Annotated in this window: 16 protein-coding genes; 8 read left to right on the plus strand and 8 right to left on the minus strand. The window is 54.1% G+C overall.

The genetic code is table 11. The features are described 5' to 3' along the window. Positions 1-76: 76 nt before the first annotated feature. On the minus strand, positions 77-484 hold the full coding sequence (locus OVA03_RS07750; protein ID WP_267527549.1) for a DUF2958 domain-containing protein: 408 nt from the start codon (positions 482-484) through the stop codon (positions 77-79). Further along, positions 481-1,344, minus strand: coding sequence for an ArdC family protein (locus OVA03_RS07755; protein ID WP_420710493.1), 864 nt, complete (start codon positions 1,342-1,344; stop codon positions 481-483). The genes OVA03_RS07750 and OVA03_RS07755 overlap by 4 nt, the downstream gene beginning before the upstream one ends. 525 nt (positions 1,345-1,869) lie before the next feature. Here OVA03_RS07755 and OVA03_RS07760 point away from each other — a divergent pair. The 5 genes from OVA03_RS07760 to OVA03_RS07780 all read left to right on the plus strand — a co-directional run bounded on the left by OVA03_RS07760 (position 1,870) and on the right by OVA03_RS07780 (position 6,528). After that, positions 1,870-2,694: a hypothetical protein gene (locus OVA03_RS07760; RefSeq protein WP_267527550.1), complete on the plus strand. Its 825-nt coding sequence runs from the start codon at positions 1,870-1,872 to the stop codon at positions 2,692-2,694. Between the two features lie 466 nt (positions 2,695-3,160). Beyond that, positions 3,161-3,784, plus strand: a complete 624-nt coding sequence (locus OVA03_RS07765) for a GntR family transcriptional regulator (RefSeq protein ID WP_267527551.1) — start codon at positions 3,161-3,163, stop codon at positions 3,782-3,784. Between the two features lie 124 nt (positions 3,785-3,908). After that, a complete protein-coding gene (locus OVA03_RS07770; protein ID WP_267527552.1) occupies positions 3,909-4,055 on the plus strand; it encodes a hypothetical protein in 147 nt (48 codons plus the stop codon). Between the two features lie 179 nt (positions 4,056-4,234). Next, complete coding sequence (locus tag OVA03_RS07775) at positions 4,235-4,768, plus strand: lasso peptide biosynthesis B2 protein (RefSeq protein ID WP_267527553.1); 534 nt, start codon at positions 4,235-4,237, stop codon at positions 4,766-4,768. 20 nt (positions 4,769-4,788) lie between these two features. Next, the gene (locus tag OVA03_RS07780) at positions 4,789-6,528 is read left to right on the plus strand and encodes an asparagine synthetase B family protein (RefSeq protein ID WP_267527554.1); all 1,740 of its coding nucleotides are present in this window, start codon (positions 4,789-4,791) and stop codon (positions 6,526-6,528) included. Here the strand turns inward: OVA03_RS07780 and OVA03_RS07785 are convergent. The 4 genes from OVA03_RS07785 to OVA03_RS07800 form a co-directional block, all read right to left on the minus strand. Further along, positions 6,522-8,555, minus strand: coding sequence for an Atxe2 family lasso peptide isopeptidase (locus OVA03_RS07785; RefSeq protein ID WP_267527555.1), 2,034 nt, complete (start codon positions 8,553-8,555; stop codon positions 6,522-6,524). The genes OVA03_RS07780 and OVA03_RS07785 overlap by 7 nt on opposite strands. 55 nt (positions 8,556-8,610) lie before the next feature. Continuing rightward, positions 8,611-11,187 (minus strand): TonB-dependent receptor, encoded by a 2,577-nt coding sequence (locus OVA03_RS07790; RefSeq protein ID WP_267527556.1) that lies wholly within the window; start codon positions 11,185-11,187, stop codon positions 8,611-8,613. A gap of 90 nt (positions 11,188-11,277) precedes the next feature. Then, complete coding sequence (locus OVA03_RS07795) at positions 11,278-12,222, minus strand: FecR family protein (RefSeq protein WP_267527557.1); 945 nt, start codon at positions 12,220-12,222, stop codon at positions 11,278-11,280. Between the two features lie 68 nt (positions 12,223-12,290). After that, on the minus strand, positions 12,291-13,100 hold the full coding sequence (locus OVA03_RS07800; protein ID WP_267527558.1) for a sigma-70 family RNA polymerase sigma factor: 810 nt from the start codon (positions 13,098-13,100) through the stop codon (positions 12,291-12,293). 189 nt (positions 13,101-13,289) lie between these two features. Between OVA03_RS07800 and OVA03_RS17050 the strand changes: the two genes are divergently transcribed. Further along, positions 13,290-13,604: a helix-turn-helix domain-containing protein gene (locus OVA03_RS17050; protein WP_420710494.1), complete on the plus strand. Its 315-nt coding sequence runs from the start codon at positions 13,290-13,292 to the stop codon at positions 13,602-13,604. Between the two features lie 76 nt (positions 13,605-13,680). After that, positions 13,681-13,995 carry a helix-turn-helix domain-containing protein gene (locus OVA03_RS07805; RefSeq protein ID WP_267527559.1) on the plus strand — a complete coding sequence of 105 codons (315 nt, stop codon included), beginning with the start codon at positions 13,681-13,683 and terminating at the stop codon, positions 13,993-13,995. A gap of 15 nt (positions 13,996-14,010) precedes the next feature. On the opposite strand, the gene OVA03_RS16970 is transcribed toward OVA03_RS07805, so the two are convergent. Beyond that, complete coding sequence (locus tag OVA03_RS16970; RefSeq protein ID WP_324291039.1) at positions 14,011-14,658, minus strand: DUF2285 domain-containing protein; 648 nt, start codon at positions 14,656-14,658, stop codon at positions 14,011-14,013. After that, complete coding sequence (locus OVA03_RS07815) at positions 14,576-14,956, minus strand: transcriptional regulator domain-containing protein (RefSeq protein ID WP_267527561.1); 381 nt, start codon at positions 14,954-14,956, stop codon at positions 14,576-14,578. The genes OVA03_RS16970 and OVA03_RS07815 overlap by 83 nt, the downstream gene beginning before the upstream one ends. Positions 14,957-15,403: 447 nt before the next feature. On the opposite strand from OVA03_RS07815, the gene OVA03_RS07820 reads away from it, so the two are divergent. After that, entirely contained in the window at positions 15,404-16,951 is a 1,548-nt protein-coding gene (locus tag OVA03_RS07820) for a P-loop ATPase, Sll1717 family (RefSeq protein WP_267527562.1), read from the plus strand. Positions 16,952-16,964 lie beyond the last annotated feature (13 nt).

Below are 16,964 nucleotides of genomic sequence, written 5' to 3' on the forward strand. Positions count from 1 at the left end.
AGACAGATGGCCCGTTCGCCGGATCATTAGAGGAGGTGCGGACGGGCCGGTTAAGCGCCGATAAGGCGGCGCGGGCTCATCCGCCGACAGGCGGAATTTCGGGATCGGGGGTCCCCTTTAGGGCCACAGAGACAGCCGTCAGGCGGTCGGTGTCTTCCACAATGCCGCCCGCCCTGCGGGCGGCTTCGGCATAGACAGACAGTGGAAAGCGGGCCACAAAGTAAAGATCGCGCTCAATGCCCAGGCCAAAACTGAGGCGCACGGCCTCAATTTCGCTTAGGCTGAAACTGCCCGGTTCCGGAAAGCCGAAACCGAGGTCGGCCAGACCAAAAAGGGTGTCGCCGTCACTATCCAGTTCAGTGACTAGCCATGTGGCCGCGCCGCACGGATCGAAAAATTTGACTACCGGGACGTGATCGGCCTCAGTTTCAGCGGCCCCATTGGCGAGGAGACGCGCGCGGATTTCGGGGGTAAGGAGGATCATGCCGCTACCTCCGTTAAGCTTGCGGGCGCATCGGGGCCAAAAGCTAAAATGAAGTCGGCGGCCTTGCTGGCCTGACTGGCGGCGCGGAAAATGGCGCGATTGTCTTCGCGCAGAATATCGAGCCATGCGCCCAGATAATCGGCATGGCGCACAGTCGGTGTGATGCCCAGAGCCGCGCACACAAAGGCACTGCCCATTTCTGCACATAGTTCCTCACGGCCATATTCCGTTGTGCCAAAGCGTCCTGACTGATCACGGTTCAGGCGTGAGGCGTGGCCCGTCCAGTGGCTGAGTTCATGAAAACAGGTACGATAATAATTAATCTGATCGGAAAAGGCCGGTTGCGGCGGCACCTGAATATAGTCGGCGGACGGCACATAACAGGCCTGATCGCCGCCGATACGCACATCAGCGCCGGTTGCAGAAATCAGCTTTTGCGCGTGAGGTATCAGGTCACGTTCCGGTAACCGGACGTCATTCACCTGCCCGACGCCCCGCAGGTTTTCGCATTGGGCGACATTAAAGACCGTATAGCGTTTGAGGAAAGGCACGGCCCGTGCATCCTCGCCGGTTTCAAGAGCCTTTTGCCTTTCCGCTTCGGGGGTGAAGCGATCCGCAAAGACAATTGTCGTGCCCCGTTCGCCTTTACGCACAGAGCCACCGGCGGCTAAGGCCTGTTTAAAGGTCAGCCATGACTGCGCGGCGAAGCCATGGGTAATGGCCGCATCCCACAACAAAAGAACATTGATGCCAGAGTAGCGCGCACTCGTTACCGCATTGCGAGGCAGACCGGGGCCGGACGCTCCGGCCTTGCCCCAGGCCTGCGCCCAGGGATAGCGGCCCGCCTCCAGTTCAGACATAATCCTGCGGGTCACCTCCTCATACAGGCTGAGGCGGGACACCTCACAGGGGGGCGGGCCTGAAACCGTGTCTCCGAGGCCATGGGCCTGATGTTTGCCGGTGGGTCGCATATCTGTCCTCCAGTCTCCTAAAATCCACACCCTCCCCGGAAAGCGGGGGGTGGGCGGCGACTGGCTACCGGGAGGCCCGACCCGGCTGGCAGTGGCACCCGCATGGGGCGCAACGCAGTGCAGCAGCCGGAGCCAGCTCCGGCTTGCCACTAACGGCAGAGGGCCTAAACGGGAGCGCCGGCCACCTCCCGCTTCACCGGGAGCGGCCAGCGAAAAGCCACCGCGCGCCAAAGCGCGGTGGCCATATCCGGGGCCGAAAGGCCCCGGCATTGACTATGTGCCTTAAATTGGGTGCGTGACATTTGCCCCTTTATCAAGGAACCTTATGATCGCGGCTTTAGGTATCGGGGGTAATTGAACTGACGCATAGCAGCATCTAAAATACCAAATCACATTGCCTTTCCGAGACTTAAAATGCCTTTCCAAACTAACTCGAAAATCGATATTCCAAATTTTACCCATAGGTTAATTTCGAATTATCCCGGTGAGAATGCCACTTCCGGTACTGGTTTTATCGTCGACTTCAACAACTCAACTTGGCTGTTTACATGTTGGCATAACATAGAACTATGTGAATCTTCTCAGACTGTTTTGACCGGCAAAGTCATGGCCGAAACTATATCGTTCGTGGGCGGAAAGCCGGTAACTTTAAACCTAAGAGAACGGCGAATTGTTGGCTGCCGTGTAAATGGCCTCCACGCGGACATAGTAGCAATTGAGCTTAATCCTGCTGAAAAGCCTGCCCCGCCGTATTTTTTGGGCAAATCATACATGAATATCGAAGGTGTTGATTTTCCCAAAGTATTTGAATTGCAAGGTCCGGCCGGAGGGGAAGGCTTAAATGTCTCCATAACCAAGCATTATCTCTGGCAGGGATACCCTGGCGGAAATATGTCATCAGGGCCAGTGACCTATCGAGCCTTTGATTTTCCAGGATCTAAATCACAACATCCCTGGATGTTAAGATATTCGCCGGGAGGATATCCGGGTGCATCTGGATGCCCGATCATTGAATTAAATCAAGAAAAGCAGGCCATGCGAATTGCGGGTGTTCATGTTCATATCATAAAAGTGAGCAAGCAACACTTTGACGGGCACTCAACACTCGATGGATCCGCTAAAACTGCGATTAGTAATTTTGAATGGGGTGCGGCCGTGCCGGTGGAGCTCTTATATGTCGCTATCGAGGATTCCGCTGCAAACGGAGTTTCTATTATCGACTTAACGGTTCAACCATAGAACTGTGATTCGTAGATTAAGCGGCTCGGTCCATTATCTGTTTGATATTAGTGATCAGACTAACCGGGAAACACATCTTTGAGGGCATTTACTTCCGATAATATACTTAAGCTGCTTAGCTCGATGAGCTTTTTTAGTGCAATGGTAAGCGCAAAGAAGAAGACCGTCGCTAATAGCATGAGCGTTCCTTGCGTATGCGATCGGGAGATTCCATTCGGCTTCGAGACGAAAAAAAGGCTGTGCGCATACTTAGGGCATTCTGCACTAGGTGCGCCGATCTAAGTATGAGCTTTCACAGGTGAATATTGTCAGAATATATTGTTCTGAGGGTGTTACATCCGTGGACTGACAATGGTATTCCTATCCTTTTGCCACAACCCTGAATGGGCATTGCCGGGTTATTTCGGCTCCTGATCGAAGGCGTGCTGTGAACGAAAAAGTGCCGATTATTGTCAGGATGTACAGTGTGTTGAAGGACAGGCTGCGGACCGGGGTTTATCTCCCCGGCGACCGGCTTGATGCCAACCATATCGGTAAAGAATTTTCGGTCAGCCATACACCGGTCCGGGAGGCTCTGGGCAAACTTAGCAGTGAGGTCCTGGTTGAAGCCCATATACATAAGGGCTATTTCGTCCCGCGGGTTTCGGAAAAGGGCCTGCGCGATCTTTATGAGTGGCACCTGCACCTGTTACTGCTGGCCCTGCAACTCATATTAAACAGCGGCCTGTCGTCATGGAGAGAGTGGAGCCTGCTCACACATGCGGACAGTAAGGCGACCGCCCTGACGGAAGCCCTGTTTATGGACATAGGCCTGTGTTCCGGAAACCCTGAGATCACGCGCGCCATTGCCAATGTAAATGATCGGCTGCACTGGATTCGGGCCAATAAAGGCCCGTTGTTGACAGATCAGGCCGAGGAGATTGAAGGTCTGATTGCCAAGTGGAGAACTGAAGATCTGGAGGGCTTGCGGGACAGCCTCATAACCTATCATCGCCGCCGGCAGTTCCTCGCTGAGGACATAATAGCCCTTATGCACCGCTGCGAAATGACGTCCCGCCTCATGATTGATATGGGTCGCCGGACAAACTGACCGGCACAGAACCGAACACCAGATAGTATATTCTGAATATACGGAAAGTATACTGAGACTATAGCCCGTATCAGAGTCATCCTTTGACGGCCATGAATGTCCATGGTTATCACAGGAGGTCAATATGAATACGCCTAAAACCTTTGAGCCGGTCATCGCCTTCGAAGACGATATCATTCCCCTTGGTGTTGCCAGCCGCGATACTCTGGGGTCTGAAAATGCCGGCGAAGAACACGGCGAGCCCTTTTTGCCCGGAATCGCTATCGACTGAAACCAGGGCGCGCGCCCCTATGCGGGGCGCGCGTTTTGTCCCTCATGACCCTGCTCTCCCCCACCTGTAGTTTTTGCATAATCGCGGATCGTCCTGTTTTTCTGGACATTTTCCGCGATCTTTACTTTGAATTACCGGCAGATCTGGAATCCGTATTTATCGCCCTTATGCGAGGCGATGTGGTCAGCAAAGACAAGCTCAACCGTCTGGTTGATCGTGGGATTATATCTGTACAGGGTGGAAGGCCTATAATTCCGGCCAAGTCTGCCGCCATCACCGGCAGCGCTCTCGAAGGCTTTAGCCCCGTCGCCCGCCATCCGTGGCGATACCTCCCGGAAATCGGCGCTATCCTGTTTGACTTTCACCACAGACTGAAGTCGCCCGGAGGGCTGTACCACATCATTCAACGTTTCCGGCGACAAAAACTGGCTGCAAACGTCTCTTCACCGGCCTGTGCATCTGAGACAGGCCGCGCTTGTGAACTGGCAAGGCAGTTTACAGGTCTTCGCCCTGGCATTCCCATCAACACCATATGTCTTCTGGATTCTCTGGCTATGTTTGAATATCTGCGCCGCCGAAATATATGGCCAACCCTCGTGTTTGGGATATCCCAGCGCCCATTCTCGGCCCATTGCTGGGTGCAACTGGACGGGACTGTCCTCAATGATGCGGTGGGCTATGTCCGCAGCCGCACGACTATCCTCACCGTCTGATGCTTAAAGCGTTCCTCGCTATGTTTAAAACATCGCCGGAAGGTGACGGTGAGTTTCACCGCCTTTGCCATAGAGCGAAAACATTTCCCGACACCCTGCCCGCCTTCTCAGGCCATGAGCTTGCCGTATTTACGCAAGGTCGGGTAAAGCCCCTTCCTTTGCACAACGAGCGCGGCGTCGTTCTGGGCGAGATGTTCACAGCCGGCCCGATCAGAGTACCCGTGCCGTATGTTGATGCCAACATGTCCGACAGGATTGTAGCTTCACGCGGTTCCTGGCTGATCGGGGCCGCGTGGGGCCGCTACCTCTTATGTCTTATGTCAGAGGACGGCCGGACACTTACCCTGATGCGTGATCCATCCGGCGGCCTTGATTGTTATTACTGGCGCCGCGACGGGCTGATCATCATTACGTCCAGTCCGGAGATGGCCTCAGATATAACCGGAATACCCGCTGGTCCTGACTGGACAGCCATCGCCACTCAGCTCATTTACTCTAATCCGAAAGCGATTGAGACGGGCCTTTTGGGGGTGCGTGAACTCCTGCCCGGCACACGCCTCGATCTGACCGCAACAACAGAGACCCTGTCCACCGTGTGGACGCCGTGGACATTCGCCGACACATCAAATCAGATACGAAGTCCCTCTGAAGCGGTCAAAGTGCTGGACCAGACGCTCAGTTCCACTTTAAGGGCATGGGCGCAGATCGCTGACCACGCACTGGTCGAACTATCCGGCGGGCTCGACTCTTCGATAATCGCCGCAGGGCTCTCATCAGGCCCTGCCCAACTCTCCTGCCTGAATCTTCGTACTGAAACGCCCGATGCCGATGAAAGCGACTACGCTACCGAACTGGCCGAGGCCTTTTTGCTTCCGCTGACAGTGGCTACCTTGGCGCCCGCCCTAACGCTCAACATACCTCGCCGCCGTACCTTCCGGCCTTCTTTAGACGTCCTTCAGCAGGCTACCAATGCTCAGTTTCGGCAGGCCGCAAAGACTTTACACGTCGATAGCATCTTTACCGGTGCCGGTGGCGACGGGGTCTTTTGCTTTCTGAAGAACGCTGCACCCGTAACGGATGCCCTGTTAAGCTACGGGCCTGGGCCTGACGTCTTAAAAGCCCTCAATGACCTGACACAACTGCACCAGTGTACCCTTTGGACGGCGGCCAGCCTCGCGTTGAGGAAACTCGTAAGTCCTGCCAAGAGCCTTAGCAGAGTAGATCTAACCTTTTTGACGCCGGAAATGGCCGCCGTGCCAACACCCGTCCATCCCTGGTCGGACACCGGCTCACACCGCACCCTGCCCGGCAAGGCCGAACATGTCCTGAGCCTGATTGCGGCCCAGAGATTCAGGGACAATTTTTCACGCGATGATATTGCTCCGGTTATTGCGCCGCTATTATCGCAACCGGTTATGGAGGCCTGTCTGCGCATCCCGACATGGATGTGGATTGATGGCGGTCGCAATCGCTCATGTGCGCGCGATGCGTTTCAAAACCGCCTGCCCCCGCGCGTCCTTGCCCGCAGGAGCAAGGGTAATTTCATGATAGTTTACACCGACGCCTATCATCGTCACAGGGAGGCGCTCCACGACCTTCTGACCGGCGGCGCTCTCGCCCGTCAGGGTGTCGTCGATACAAAGGCGATCTCAGGTTTCATGAGCCAGCCGCTCCGGTTGCACGACAACCGCTTTCTTAAACTGTTTGAACTGGCCAAAATAGAAGGCTGGCTCGCAAGCTGGACAGATCCCCCTTACTGAGCCGGTTCAGGTACGGCGCGCCTGGCTTTCAAAACCCGCCACCGTGCGTATTGATCCGCCTTATGTGGATCAGGATCTTCATAGTCGGCCAGCCAGAACCTGAACCAGTCAAGGTTTCTCGCATACACGGCCAGTTTCTGCCGAGGCTGAACCTTGTTGTGGGGAGCAAACGGAAAGGCGTAAAGCTCTGTTGGCGCGCGCTGATTGCGCATAGGGATATAGTACTCCAGTGCGCCCCAGTATTCCTGTTCCGGCATCTGAAGCAGCAAGGGTTCAGTGATTTCATCAATGTTCAGCGCCGGCGATATAACTTTCCAGGCATCAGAGGAAACCTCCGGTGCATCAAGTCCCCATGAGGCCTTGAGTTCACGCCAATAGTCGTCCCCCTGAAGGCTGCGCAGTGTATAGGCCAGCGGTGAGGTCATCGGTGAAGACACGGATGCGGCGGCTATCAGATCCGATTTCATCAGAGTCCACATGACGACTTCGCTGCCAAAGCTTAAGCCCCCCATACCGACCCGGTGAGGATCTATATCACCGCGCTTGCTTAAGTGCCGGATAGCACCCTCAACGGCATCGAGACCATAGCCATACCGTACCTTCGGGTCTCTGGGATAACCGAAGGGCCGGTTGATGCACAGGGCGGATATCCCCTGAGCAGCAAAGACGGCCAGTGGCCATTCGTCACCCGCTGCCCCCCTGAGAAACCCCGGACAGCTATTGTAGGCGATCATCAGCGGGCTACGGGGTGACGGACTTTTCAGATACCAGCCGGAATAGACCCTGCCGCTGGCCCCCGACCAGTTCAGCAAAACGGCCTCACCGTAAGCATTGCGCGTGTCGGCATTGGGATCGGCCAGAACCGTTTCCCGCCCGCTGGTCAGATCGATAGCCACCAGACGGGGCGGTGCGGTGGCTGCCGACGAAACACACACCAAAGCCGCCTCACCGGCCACGCAGGGGGTATTTGGACTGCGGCTTCCCGCCAGCAGCCCCTCGCCTTTTCTCACCGTCCGGATCTGCCCCGACTTTATATCCCAGACCTTCAGACTTTGACTTAGGCCCTCCCGATATGACGTCACGGTGAACGCGATCTGACTGGCCTGTCTCAACGGAAGCAGGGACGCAATTTCCCCATCCTCGCAAGTGCGCCCCTCGCGCCAGTTCGCCGCCGCCTCGTGCCCGTCTCTGATATAGACTACCTCCTGACACGGCGGGTCCAGAAGCTGCGGATCGGCCCCCATCCGCCGTACCTCAGCGACCCCGCCGCCGGACACAATGACTGACAGCCCCGCCGATCTCTTTGTTGGTTCAGCGACAGACGAAACAACCGACGGATCGTCAGTAGTTCCCGTAACCAGATCCAAAACCCTCACCTCACTCACAGCAAGGAGACTTTGCCGTCCAGCCCATCCGGACTGTTTTTGGGTGGTTGGGCGCTCATTGACGTGCGCCGACCTGAACAGCCCCTGCCCCGGCACGGTCGTCTGATCGATTAAAATACCCTGTTCAGCCTCAGCCGCTTCAGCCCCGGCGAGCAAGGCGAGATCGGGCCCTGACTGGTAGCGCAGATATCGTCCGTCCGGAGACAAAGTAAACGACAGAACATCGGCATTTTCCGGAGTCAGCCTGCGCGACTGATGTCCGCCACGGTCTGCCCACCAGACAGATATACGGCCATCCATCAGGGCCCTGAAAAATATCCCCTGACCGTCCAGCGACCATACCGGCGGCTCCGTGACCGACAGGCCTGCCACACCGCGAATGGGCACACCTCCATCGGCGACGACCAGCGGCCTTTGAGATCCGTCTACGGGCTGGATATACCAGATGGAATCGTAGCTGTTTCGCGCCAGACTGGCCTGTTCCACCCGGTATGCGACGGTGCGGCCATCGGGCGATACCGCGAGGTTTGAAATATCCTTGGTCTCAATCAGCGTGCGGTGGGTGGGCTCAGCGGCCCTGACCATAACCGACATCAGGCCACAGCTTATCAGCACCGCGGACATCAGAACGCGAGGGAACATTTGACACTCATAAAGTAAAAGGGGCTCCGCTCCGGAGGTGGCGGAGCCCAGGTGGTCAGAAGCGCTTTTTCAGGCTGGCTGAGATAAAGCGTCCGACTGCGGTTGTGTTGGTACTGTCAAACAAAATGCCGGTGGTTGAGGCCCCGCCACCCCGCGCATAGGGCGGCGATCGGTCAAACAGATTGGTGACAGCCAACGTAGCTTCGACCTCTCTGAGCGCTCCGGTCCAGCCCGGACGATAGCCGAGCACCAGATCGAAGGTTGTCCATGACCCGATGTGCTCAACGGGCGTGACATAGGTGTCGCTGGCACCCGAAACATGATTGATGGTTCCGGTCAGGGTGACGGTCTCACGCGACAGGGTGGCCCCTGCCCTCACCCGCCCTTGCGGAGGCCCGAACAGGACACCGCTGATACTCGTGGTCGGCGCCCCCGGCACAGTATTCTGGTCGATGGTCAGGTCTGTGGCATTGAGGAACAGATCAATATCCCCGCTCCCGGTCTCAAAGCTCTTTCGAACCGACATATCGAGCCCGTAAATATGTTGCCCGGCGGCATTAATGTTGCGGTTTTCGACCAGCGCAATGACGTTGGCCGGATCATAGCGCAAGCCATTGGTGTTGTTATTGAAGGTGAAGGCCTGAGCGAGGGCCTCGGCCTGCTCGGCCAGCGTCGGGTTTACCGTCACGAACTGGGCGAAATCCGGGTTGGACAAGGCCTGTGTATAGGGGACGACCGGTTGCACGACCCGGTCCTCATATTCGATATCGAACCAGGTCAGAGATATCCGCAGCGGCCGGTCGCGACGCGACGTCCAGTCCATGCCGAACGTCCAGTTTTCAGACGTTTCCGGCTCAAGATCGGGGTTGCCACCGTTTTTGAACATGACGGTGCCTGTTCCCGTGCCGCCGACTGTGGTGGCTCGGTAAAGGCTGGCGCCGGGCGGTGACGACACCAGATTCATAAGCGGTGCCTTGAACGACGTGCCTTGAGTGGCCCGAACAGCCAGCCCCGGCAACGGCACATAGCGCACGCCCAACTTATAGGTCGAAGCCGATCCAAAATGATCATAGGTTTCTGAACGGCCCGACAGATTGACCAGCAGCTCATTGAGCCCGGTGCGCGATGCTGAGGGCGCAATCACCGGCACTGGGACTTCGCCGTAAGCATAGCTAACATTCCGGTCGGTCCGCCAGGGATAGACAAGGGTTGAGGACACGCGGTTGAAGTCTTCGGCGCGATAGCCGGCTCCCACCGCCAGTTTGACAGCCCCCGTCGGCAGGGTGAAGGCTGTGCCGCTGGCCGTAACTTCGGCGTATTGCGTAACGCTTTGCATTGCGGTCATAGACCGCGTCCCGTTACTGCGGACTATGGTGTAGGAACCGCGCGCGCGGGCATAGTTGGTATCGAGGCGTGCCGTCCAGTCCCCGCGCAGCAACAATCTGGCAGATGGTGCCAAAAACCATGTGGTGACTTTGAGACCGTTGCGATTGGCCGTGGCACTAAACGAGGACTGCGATTTCTGGTCGGTGTCGCTGGTATTGTAATAGGCGTCGACTGAAAGTTCGAGACGATCGCCCAGCGACTGTCCGGCGGCAATGAAGACCGATTTGCGTTCATAGGGCTGGATGATGTTGTTAAAGGCCGGTGCGGCAGCGGTTTCATCGCGCTGCGCAAAGGCAATCGCGTCCTGGCGGCTAAACTCCGCACTCGCCAGCGCATGACCGGCCGACCAGGTCTTACCGGACAGCACACTGTAGCTCTGCGAAAACCCGCCGCCCTGTGTACTGTCACCCAGACGCACACTGGCCTCCGTCCCGTCAAAATCTTTGCGCAGGACAAAATTGACGACCCCGGCCACCGCATCTGAGCCATAGACCGCCGAGGAACCATCGGTGACGATTTCGACGTTTTGAATGGCGCCCAGCGGAATACCGGAGATATCGACACCGCCGAACGGGCCCTCGGACGCCATACGATGACCGTTCAGCAAGACGAGCGTGGCATCACTGCCAATACCGCGCAGATTGACGGTCGAGGCATTGAACAAATTGATGTTCGATCCGACAGGATTGTTGAGCACGCCGGGATTTTGTCCGCCGGAAAAGGTTTCAGGCAGGCTGCGGACGAGATCGCCGGTCTGGCCATAGCCGGAGCGCTCAATATCGCCGCGTGAGACCGACCTCGCCGGAGAGGTCGCGGGCGCCCCGGTGATATGGGTACCCGTCACCACCACTTCGAGTATGTCCACCGGCGCGTGGATATCCGCCCCGGCCCCTTCCGGCTTTGCCGGACTTCCCTTCACCTTTAAGACAATGAGGTCCGCGGTCTGACGGGCGATTTCCAGCCGGCTGCCAGCCAGTATGAGAGACAGCGCTTCCTGCCGCGTCAGCCGACCGCTCACCGATCGCGCCACAGTCTGGGACGCGATATCATGGTCAAAGATGATCTGCGTGCCGGACTGACGCGCAAACTCGTTCAGGACCTGAGCGGTCGTCGCCGCTTTAATCTCAAAGGTCTGAACCTCCGCCTGAGCAAAGGCTCCGGCCGGTAAGGCCAGAGTCAGGCTGGCCACAAGGGCCAGTATGGAACAGGATCGTCTGAGCGCCGGAGCGCAGGTTTGGTTTATCATTTATCCCCTCGCAATTCGTGTCACATTTGTGACGTGCGAGGATAGAGATCGACAAGACCCTAAAAACCGCCAACGCGCGACGAAACTTTTTTATTTCGTCAGAATAATTGTGCCTTCAGCGTCACGCATGGCCCGGATACCAAAGCCCGCTTCCAGCCCGGTCAGAAACACCGTCGGGTCACTGGTTTTAAACCGACCGCCCAGATGAACCGACGACAAAGCCGGATCGCCCAACACCAATTTGTGCGGCAGGTAGCGGTTATATTCTTCGATCACCTGACCAAGCGACTGCCCCGTCAGGACCAGTTCCCCCTGCCGCCATCCGGCAACGAACGCGCGCTCATCTTCCGTGACCGGCCGGACCCGAATCGAGCGGTCAGCGGCTATAGCTGTCTGCCCACCCGGAATGACCCGTCCCTGCCCTTCGGTCCCTCCTGCATCAATATGGCCCTGCCCCTGAAGCACCATAAGCTCAAGGGCCTCACCCCGCAGGCGCAGATTGAACTTCCCCTGCGTGGACCGTAGGGTCTGGCCCGCGGCAAACACCTGACAGACGACGGAGGACGCCATCAGATCAAGCGCCAGTTCACCCTGCCTGAGCCAGATTTTACGCACCGTATCGGTAAACTGCCAGCTCACGGATGACGCCGTATTTACCTCAAGGGCACTGCCATCGCGCAGGATCAGGGAGCGCTGCTCACCAACTGCGGTCTCGGCCGATGACCGTCCGGCGCCAAAGAGCGTAGCCCCCACCGTACCGGCACCCACAGCTATGCCGAAACCGCCCAAGGCCATCAGGAGCCGTCGGCGATCCGGGCGCGAACGCTCCAGTTCAGGTTCCGGTAACAACGGGCGAAGCCGGTTGATATGATGATTGAGACCGGCGACGCGCGCAAAGGCGGCGGCATGTCGGGGATCAGCGTCACGCCAGGCATTAAAGTCATCAGCGGTGGCAGAGCCGGAATCAAGCCGCGCCAGCCACAGCCCGGCTGTGGTCAACAGATCGTCAGCTTGAGGCTCGTCCGAGGCAGTCACGTCAATGTTCCGGATGTGGCAGGCATAAGTTCATTCCGCAAGACCGCCATGGCGTCAAGGTCAGAGTTCTAATCTGCACGCGATGATCGGGAATTGCGCGGCTTCGTTTTGACCCAGCGGGGGTCAGCGTCCGCCAGCCTTTCGGTCAGGGTGGCCATGCCGAGTGCCAGATGGGTTTCAGCCGCCGACAGGGATATACCAAGCTGCCGGGCAACCTCACGGAGGGGGATGTCCTGAAGCTTGCGCATTTTGAGAACCTTACGCCGCTGAGCCGGCATGGTCTCAATCGCCTCAAGGATACGGGCCAGTTCCTCGCGCGACGACATGACGTCAAAGGCATCCGGGGACACGTCGGCGAAAGAACAGGCCTCAGTGGCCAGAAGCGGCCGCATCGGCACCACATTGCGACGGCGGATAATATTGCGCCCCAGATTCATAACCGTCTGCAGCACATAGGCCTTGGCACTTTCAATGGAGCGCCAGCGGTCGCCGGTCAGCACCTGCGCATAGGCCTCCTGCACCAGATCGCGGGCACTGTCGCGGTCATCGGTAAGGGTGCGGGCAACCCATAGAAAATCCCGTTCATGAAGATAGACAGAGTTGAAAAACCACAGGTCGACATCGCGCGTCACGCCGCTGGTGACCGGGCGCGGTCCACCCTCCCCGTCAAAGAAGACCGACACGTCCACCTTAAGGGCCTTGGCAAGTCGATAGATCATCGGGGTGTCAGCCTGCACCCTACCCTCCTCAAGGGCCTGCACATAATCCGGCGTCTCCCTTATACGCCTTGCCAGTTGTGCAATCGATATCTTTTTTTGCAGACGCTGTTTTCGGATTTGCGCCGGACTGATAACGACAACTTTTTGAAGCTCCGACATCAGAGATTTGTCCCTTTGCGTCACCCATAAGAGATTGTGATGATTACGTTAAGCCTCAGGACTATATGCCATCGGGTGAAGTTCACTGTGCATACAACCGCGCCCCGCAACACCATCTGGAACAGAATGTAGATGTAAATCTACATATTGTACATATCCGAGATCGGGCTTTGAGAACATTTTGTTCTTATGGAGATACTGTCCCGGAAGTTGAAAGAGCGCGCCGAGGCTTTGGGCATTTCTAATGCTCAGGCTGCTAAACTCTGCGGGCTAGATGGGAGGACATATGGTCATTATGTCAGTGGCAGAAGTCGTCCAAACTATGAGAATCTTTTGAAAATCTCGAACGCCTTGGGTACTTCCCCTAATCTGTTGCTTGGATTTCATACTGATCCGACTTCGGCGGAAATTGCGCAACTGGTTGAGACCTGTCGCAACCTTTCAGCTGAGCAGCTTCGAATGCTAGTTTCTATCGCCGAACTTACCCGTAAAAATGGGCCATAAACGTAAGTACAAAATGTAGATTTTGATCTACAAAACATACATGGAGGTAAGTTGATCTTGGGAACATTTTGTACCCATGGATATTTTCTCTACCAGACTCCGTGAACGCGCGAAAACATTGGGTTTTTCTAATGCGACCGTGGCTGAAAAAGTTGGTTTAGATTCCAGAAGGTACGGACACTACGTGACCGGCCGAAATGAGCCAGACTTAGCAACGCTTGCACGCATAGCGGTTGTACTAAAAACCACTCCCAACTATTTACTGGGTTTCGAAGAAACTGAACTTCCGGCGAAGTTGGAAGCACTGGTTGGAGCTGCTAAGCACCTAAATGATGTACAAATTGAAATGTTGATTGATTTTGCCGAAGCTACGCTCAGGAAAAAGACTTAGCCTTTCTAGTAGATGTCACGTTAGTAGTTGCCCGTATCCCCCGTCAGCCATTTGTCGCGCATAGGCCAGCAGGCGCTGTACCCGAAGACGTAAGAAATCTGACCGCCCGTTCCACTCCGCGTTCACTACGTCTAAGCCGAACAGCGCTACGGCTATGTCTCTCTGACTGGCACCAGACCTTAAGCCGTCATAGGCGCGCAAAGCATCCACCCACCGCATCACTTTTGTATCTTTTGGATATAGTCCTGGCATGAAGCGACCCTTTTGATGAAGGCCAACCAGTCGTCGCAAACTGAGTATCCGCAGGTCAAGATGCTCAAATCCCCCCAGAATATATCGAAGGTAAACCGGCCCGCTTAGAACCGTGCCCTGAAGCACAACCATTTGAAGGCGATGGTATCCGTCCGTCAACAAGACGATTTCACATCTGTCTTTGGCAACCAAAACGTTGGCCCAATTCCCGTAAGCACGGACGTCAAATGCATGTTCTCGAGAGTACGCCGGTATGGCATGTACAATGAGAACAGATCGGTCCCACTGGGGCCGCCAGAACACCCTCGCGTGTTCTTGCATAGCTTGATCAGTGACGAAAGGATACCCCCCAAGGATAAAGATTGGGTCGAAGTTCAGACCTGAATATTTTGAGGCCCGATACTTCGGCATCGCTTATCGGGGTTTGAATGATTTGACTGCCGAAATCATCGTTGCGGCTGAGCCAGTTCCAAGCCCAACCACTCCTGTCCATCAATCGCTGATGCTTGTAGTTTTCAGCTACCCGCCAGTCATCGGGATCAATGCGCTTTCCGACCATCATACCTCCGAGGCCAGCCATAAAACGGCATAGACCCATGGTGCAATCTGCATACTGCCAGTATAATAATGCCGCAAAAATCGAAATTCGCTCTCGAAATCCCCCTATGGTTGAAAACAGCACTCGCCCATTCAAAACTAACTTCGGCAAAACGCATCCTTATAATTACCGATACAATACGGCAACGGAATGGAATTATTATCCGAGTTTCCTAGTCTCAAAGGACGCAATGAGGTCCTCAAAACTTAGGCCAGCCCGTCCTTCTAAATTAACGAAATTGGGCATTTATACGCCTCTGGCTCATTGCAGGTGAGCGTCTAAATTATTTTTCTCAAATTTAGAGTGAAACAGAAGGCATCTAAAGGACATAGCCCTTGACCTAATGAAAGGGGCGAACAAGAAGCCCTAACCTCTGAAGGCACAATTTTAGGCAAAGCAATCCCGAAGCAAAGGCTCATCAATTGCAAGCGGAAGTAGCGCTTGCGGATAACCGTGATATGTGAGAGCGTGCCATTATCGCTGAGGGGTCAGGGGGATGTCTGGCGTTATCCACGAAGCGCTTAAACCCAATTAAATATTTAGGAGAATGAGGACAAAATGGCGCTTCCGATCGCACTATCTGATATTGAGTTCGGTGAACGTGACGCTCTACATGAGTTCATGAAACAAGATAGACAACAACTAAACATCCTTGACCAATCCTTTGTTGTTCCTCCCCGCATAAAAATGAGTGATCTGCAGAATGGTGCAAGATATTTAATTGCAGGCCCAAAGGGAAGTGGAAAGACTACTCTACTCTGGCACTTAAAGAGATCTTCAGACGGAAAAAGTAAAATTATACTATTTAAGTCAGACTTATTAAAGGAAGATAGAGATAAGCTCGATCGAATGGTAGACCTTATCGTAGTTGAAGATCAAAAAAAATACAAAATTGAAAGTGACTACAAAGCCATTTGGGAATGGTATCTGCTAAAAAATATATTCTCTTTAATAGACACAAATGATGTATCTGAAGACAAATCATTACTATCTGATATAAAATCTCTATTAAATATAAAAGAAACTAGAATCAATAATATATTTGATAGTTTTTTCGTAGAAAAGGTTAAGGGAAAAATTAAACTAAGCATTGGAACTGATTTATTAAAGTCAGAACTATCAGGAGAAGTTGAAGCTCGACGGGATAACGATAAAATTGACTTTTTAGATTTAATTAGATTAATACAAAGCGTAATGCCAAAAATAAAGCTCAATTCGAATGTGAAGATAAGGATATACATAGACGAACTTGAATTTTTCATGAGCAAAGATGGAGATGGAGAGAGAGATCATAGACTTGTTAGAGATCTTGTATTTTCGATATACAAAACAAACAATATGCTCTCATATTTGGGTTTTAATATTGTTATTATAGCCAGTTTACGATCTGAAATTTTCAACTCTATAGCGACAAACAATCAAGAAGTGGAAAAAATTCTTGATGCTTTTGGCGTTAATATTAATTGGCACGAAGAAGACGCAAATTCTCATCCAGTATTGGGTATATTTGAGAATAAAATTAGATTTTCTGAAATCGAAAGCTGTGGATACAGTTCTGAGGACGTTTGGTTAACTTATTTTCCCACATCTGTTGGCTTTAAAGATATAAAAGGCTACTTATTAGATTTAGGACTTCATCGTCCCAGAGGCGTGTTACTACGCCTCAAGGCTGCGCTGGATGTGTCGACACGGCGTCACACATTTCATGAGTCGGATTTCGTAGGATCAGAGGATAACTTCGGTAGATATATGCTACAGGAGTTTAACGATGAACTCTCTGCATCTCATGATGAATTTGAACGGGAAAATCTGCTATCTTTGGTCCGTGGGCACCATTATGCATTTGATGTGGAAGAGATTGAACGTCGCAAATCATCACTAGCGAACAAAGAGTTAGGTAGTTCTCGCTTTTACGGAAAAATTAGTGGTGAATACGTCGTTAGACTCTTTTACCGTATTGGACTTATTGGCAACCAGTTCGAGAATTCATCCGGAAATGAAAAGTTAATTCGGGAGCAATGGTCATTTCGAGGCTACGAGGATCCTGTCCTAGCTCAGCGATTTGTGCTTCATAAATCTATAAGAAAAGCACTTCAAACGTTCTGAATTTGCTCAAAAT

This window comes from Asticcacaulis sp. SL142 (assembly GCF_026625745.1).
GTDB lineage: Bacteria > Pseudomonadota > Alphaproteobacteria > Caulobacterales > Caulobacteraceae > Asticcacaulis.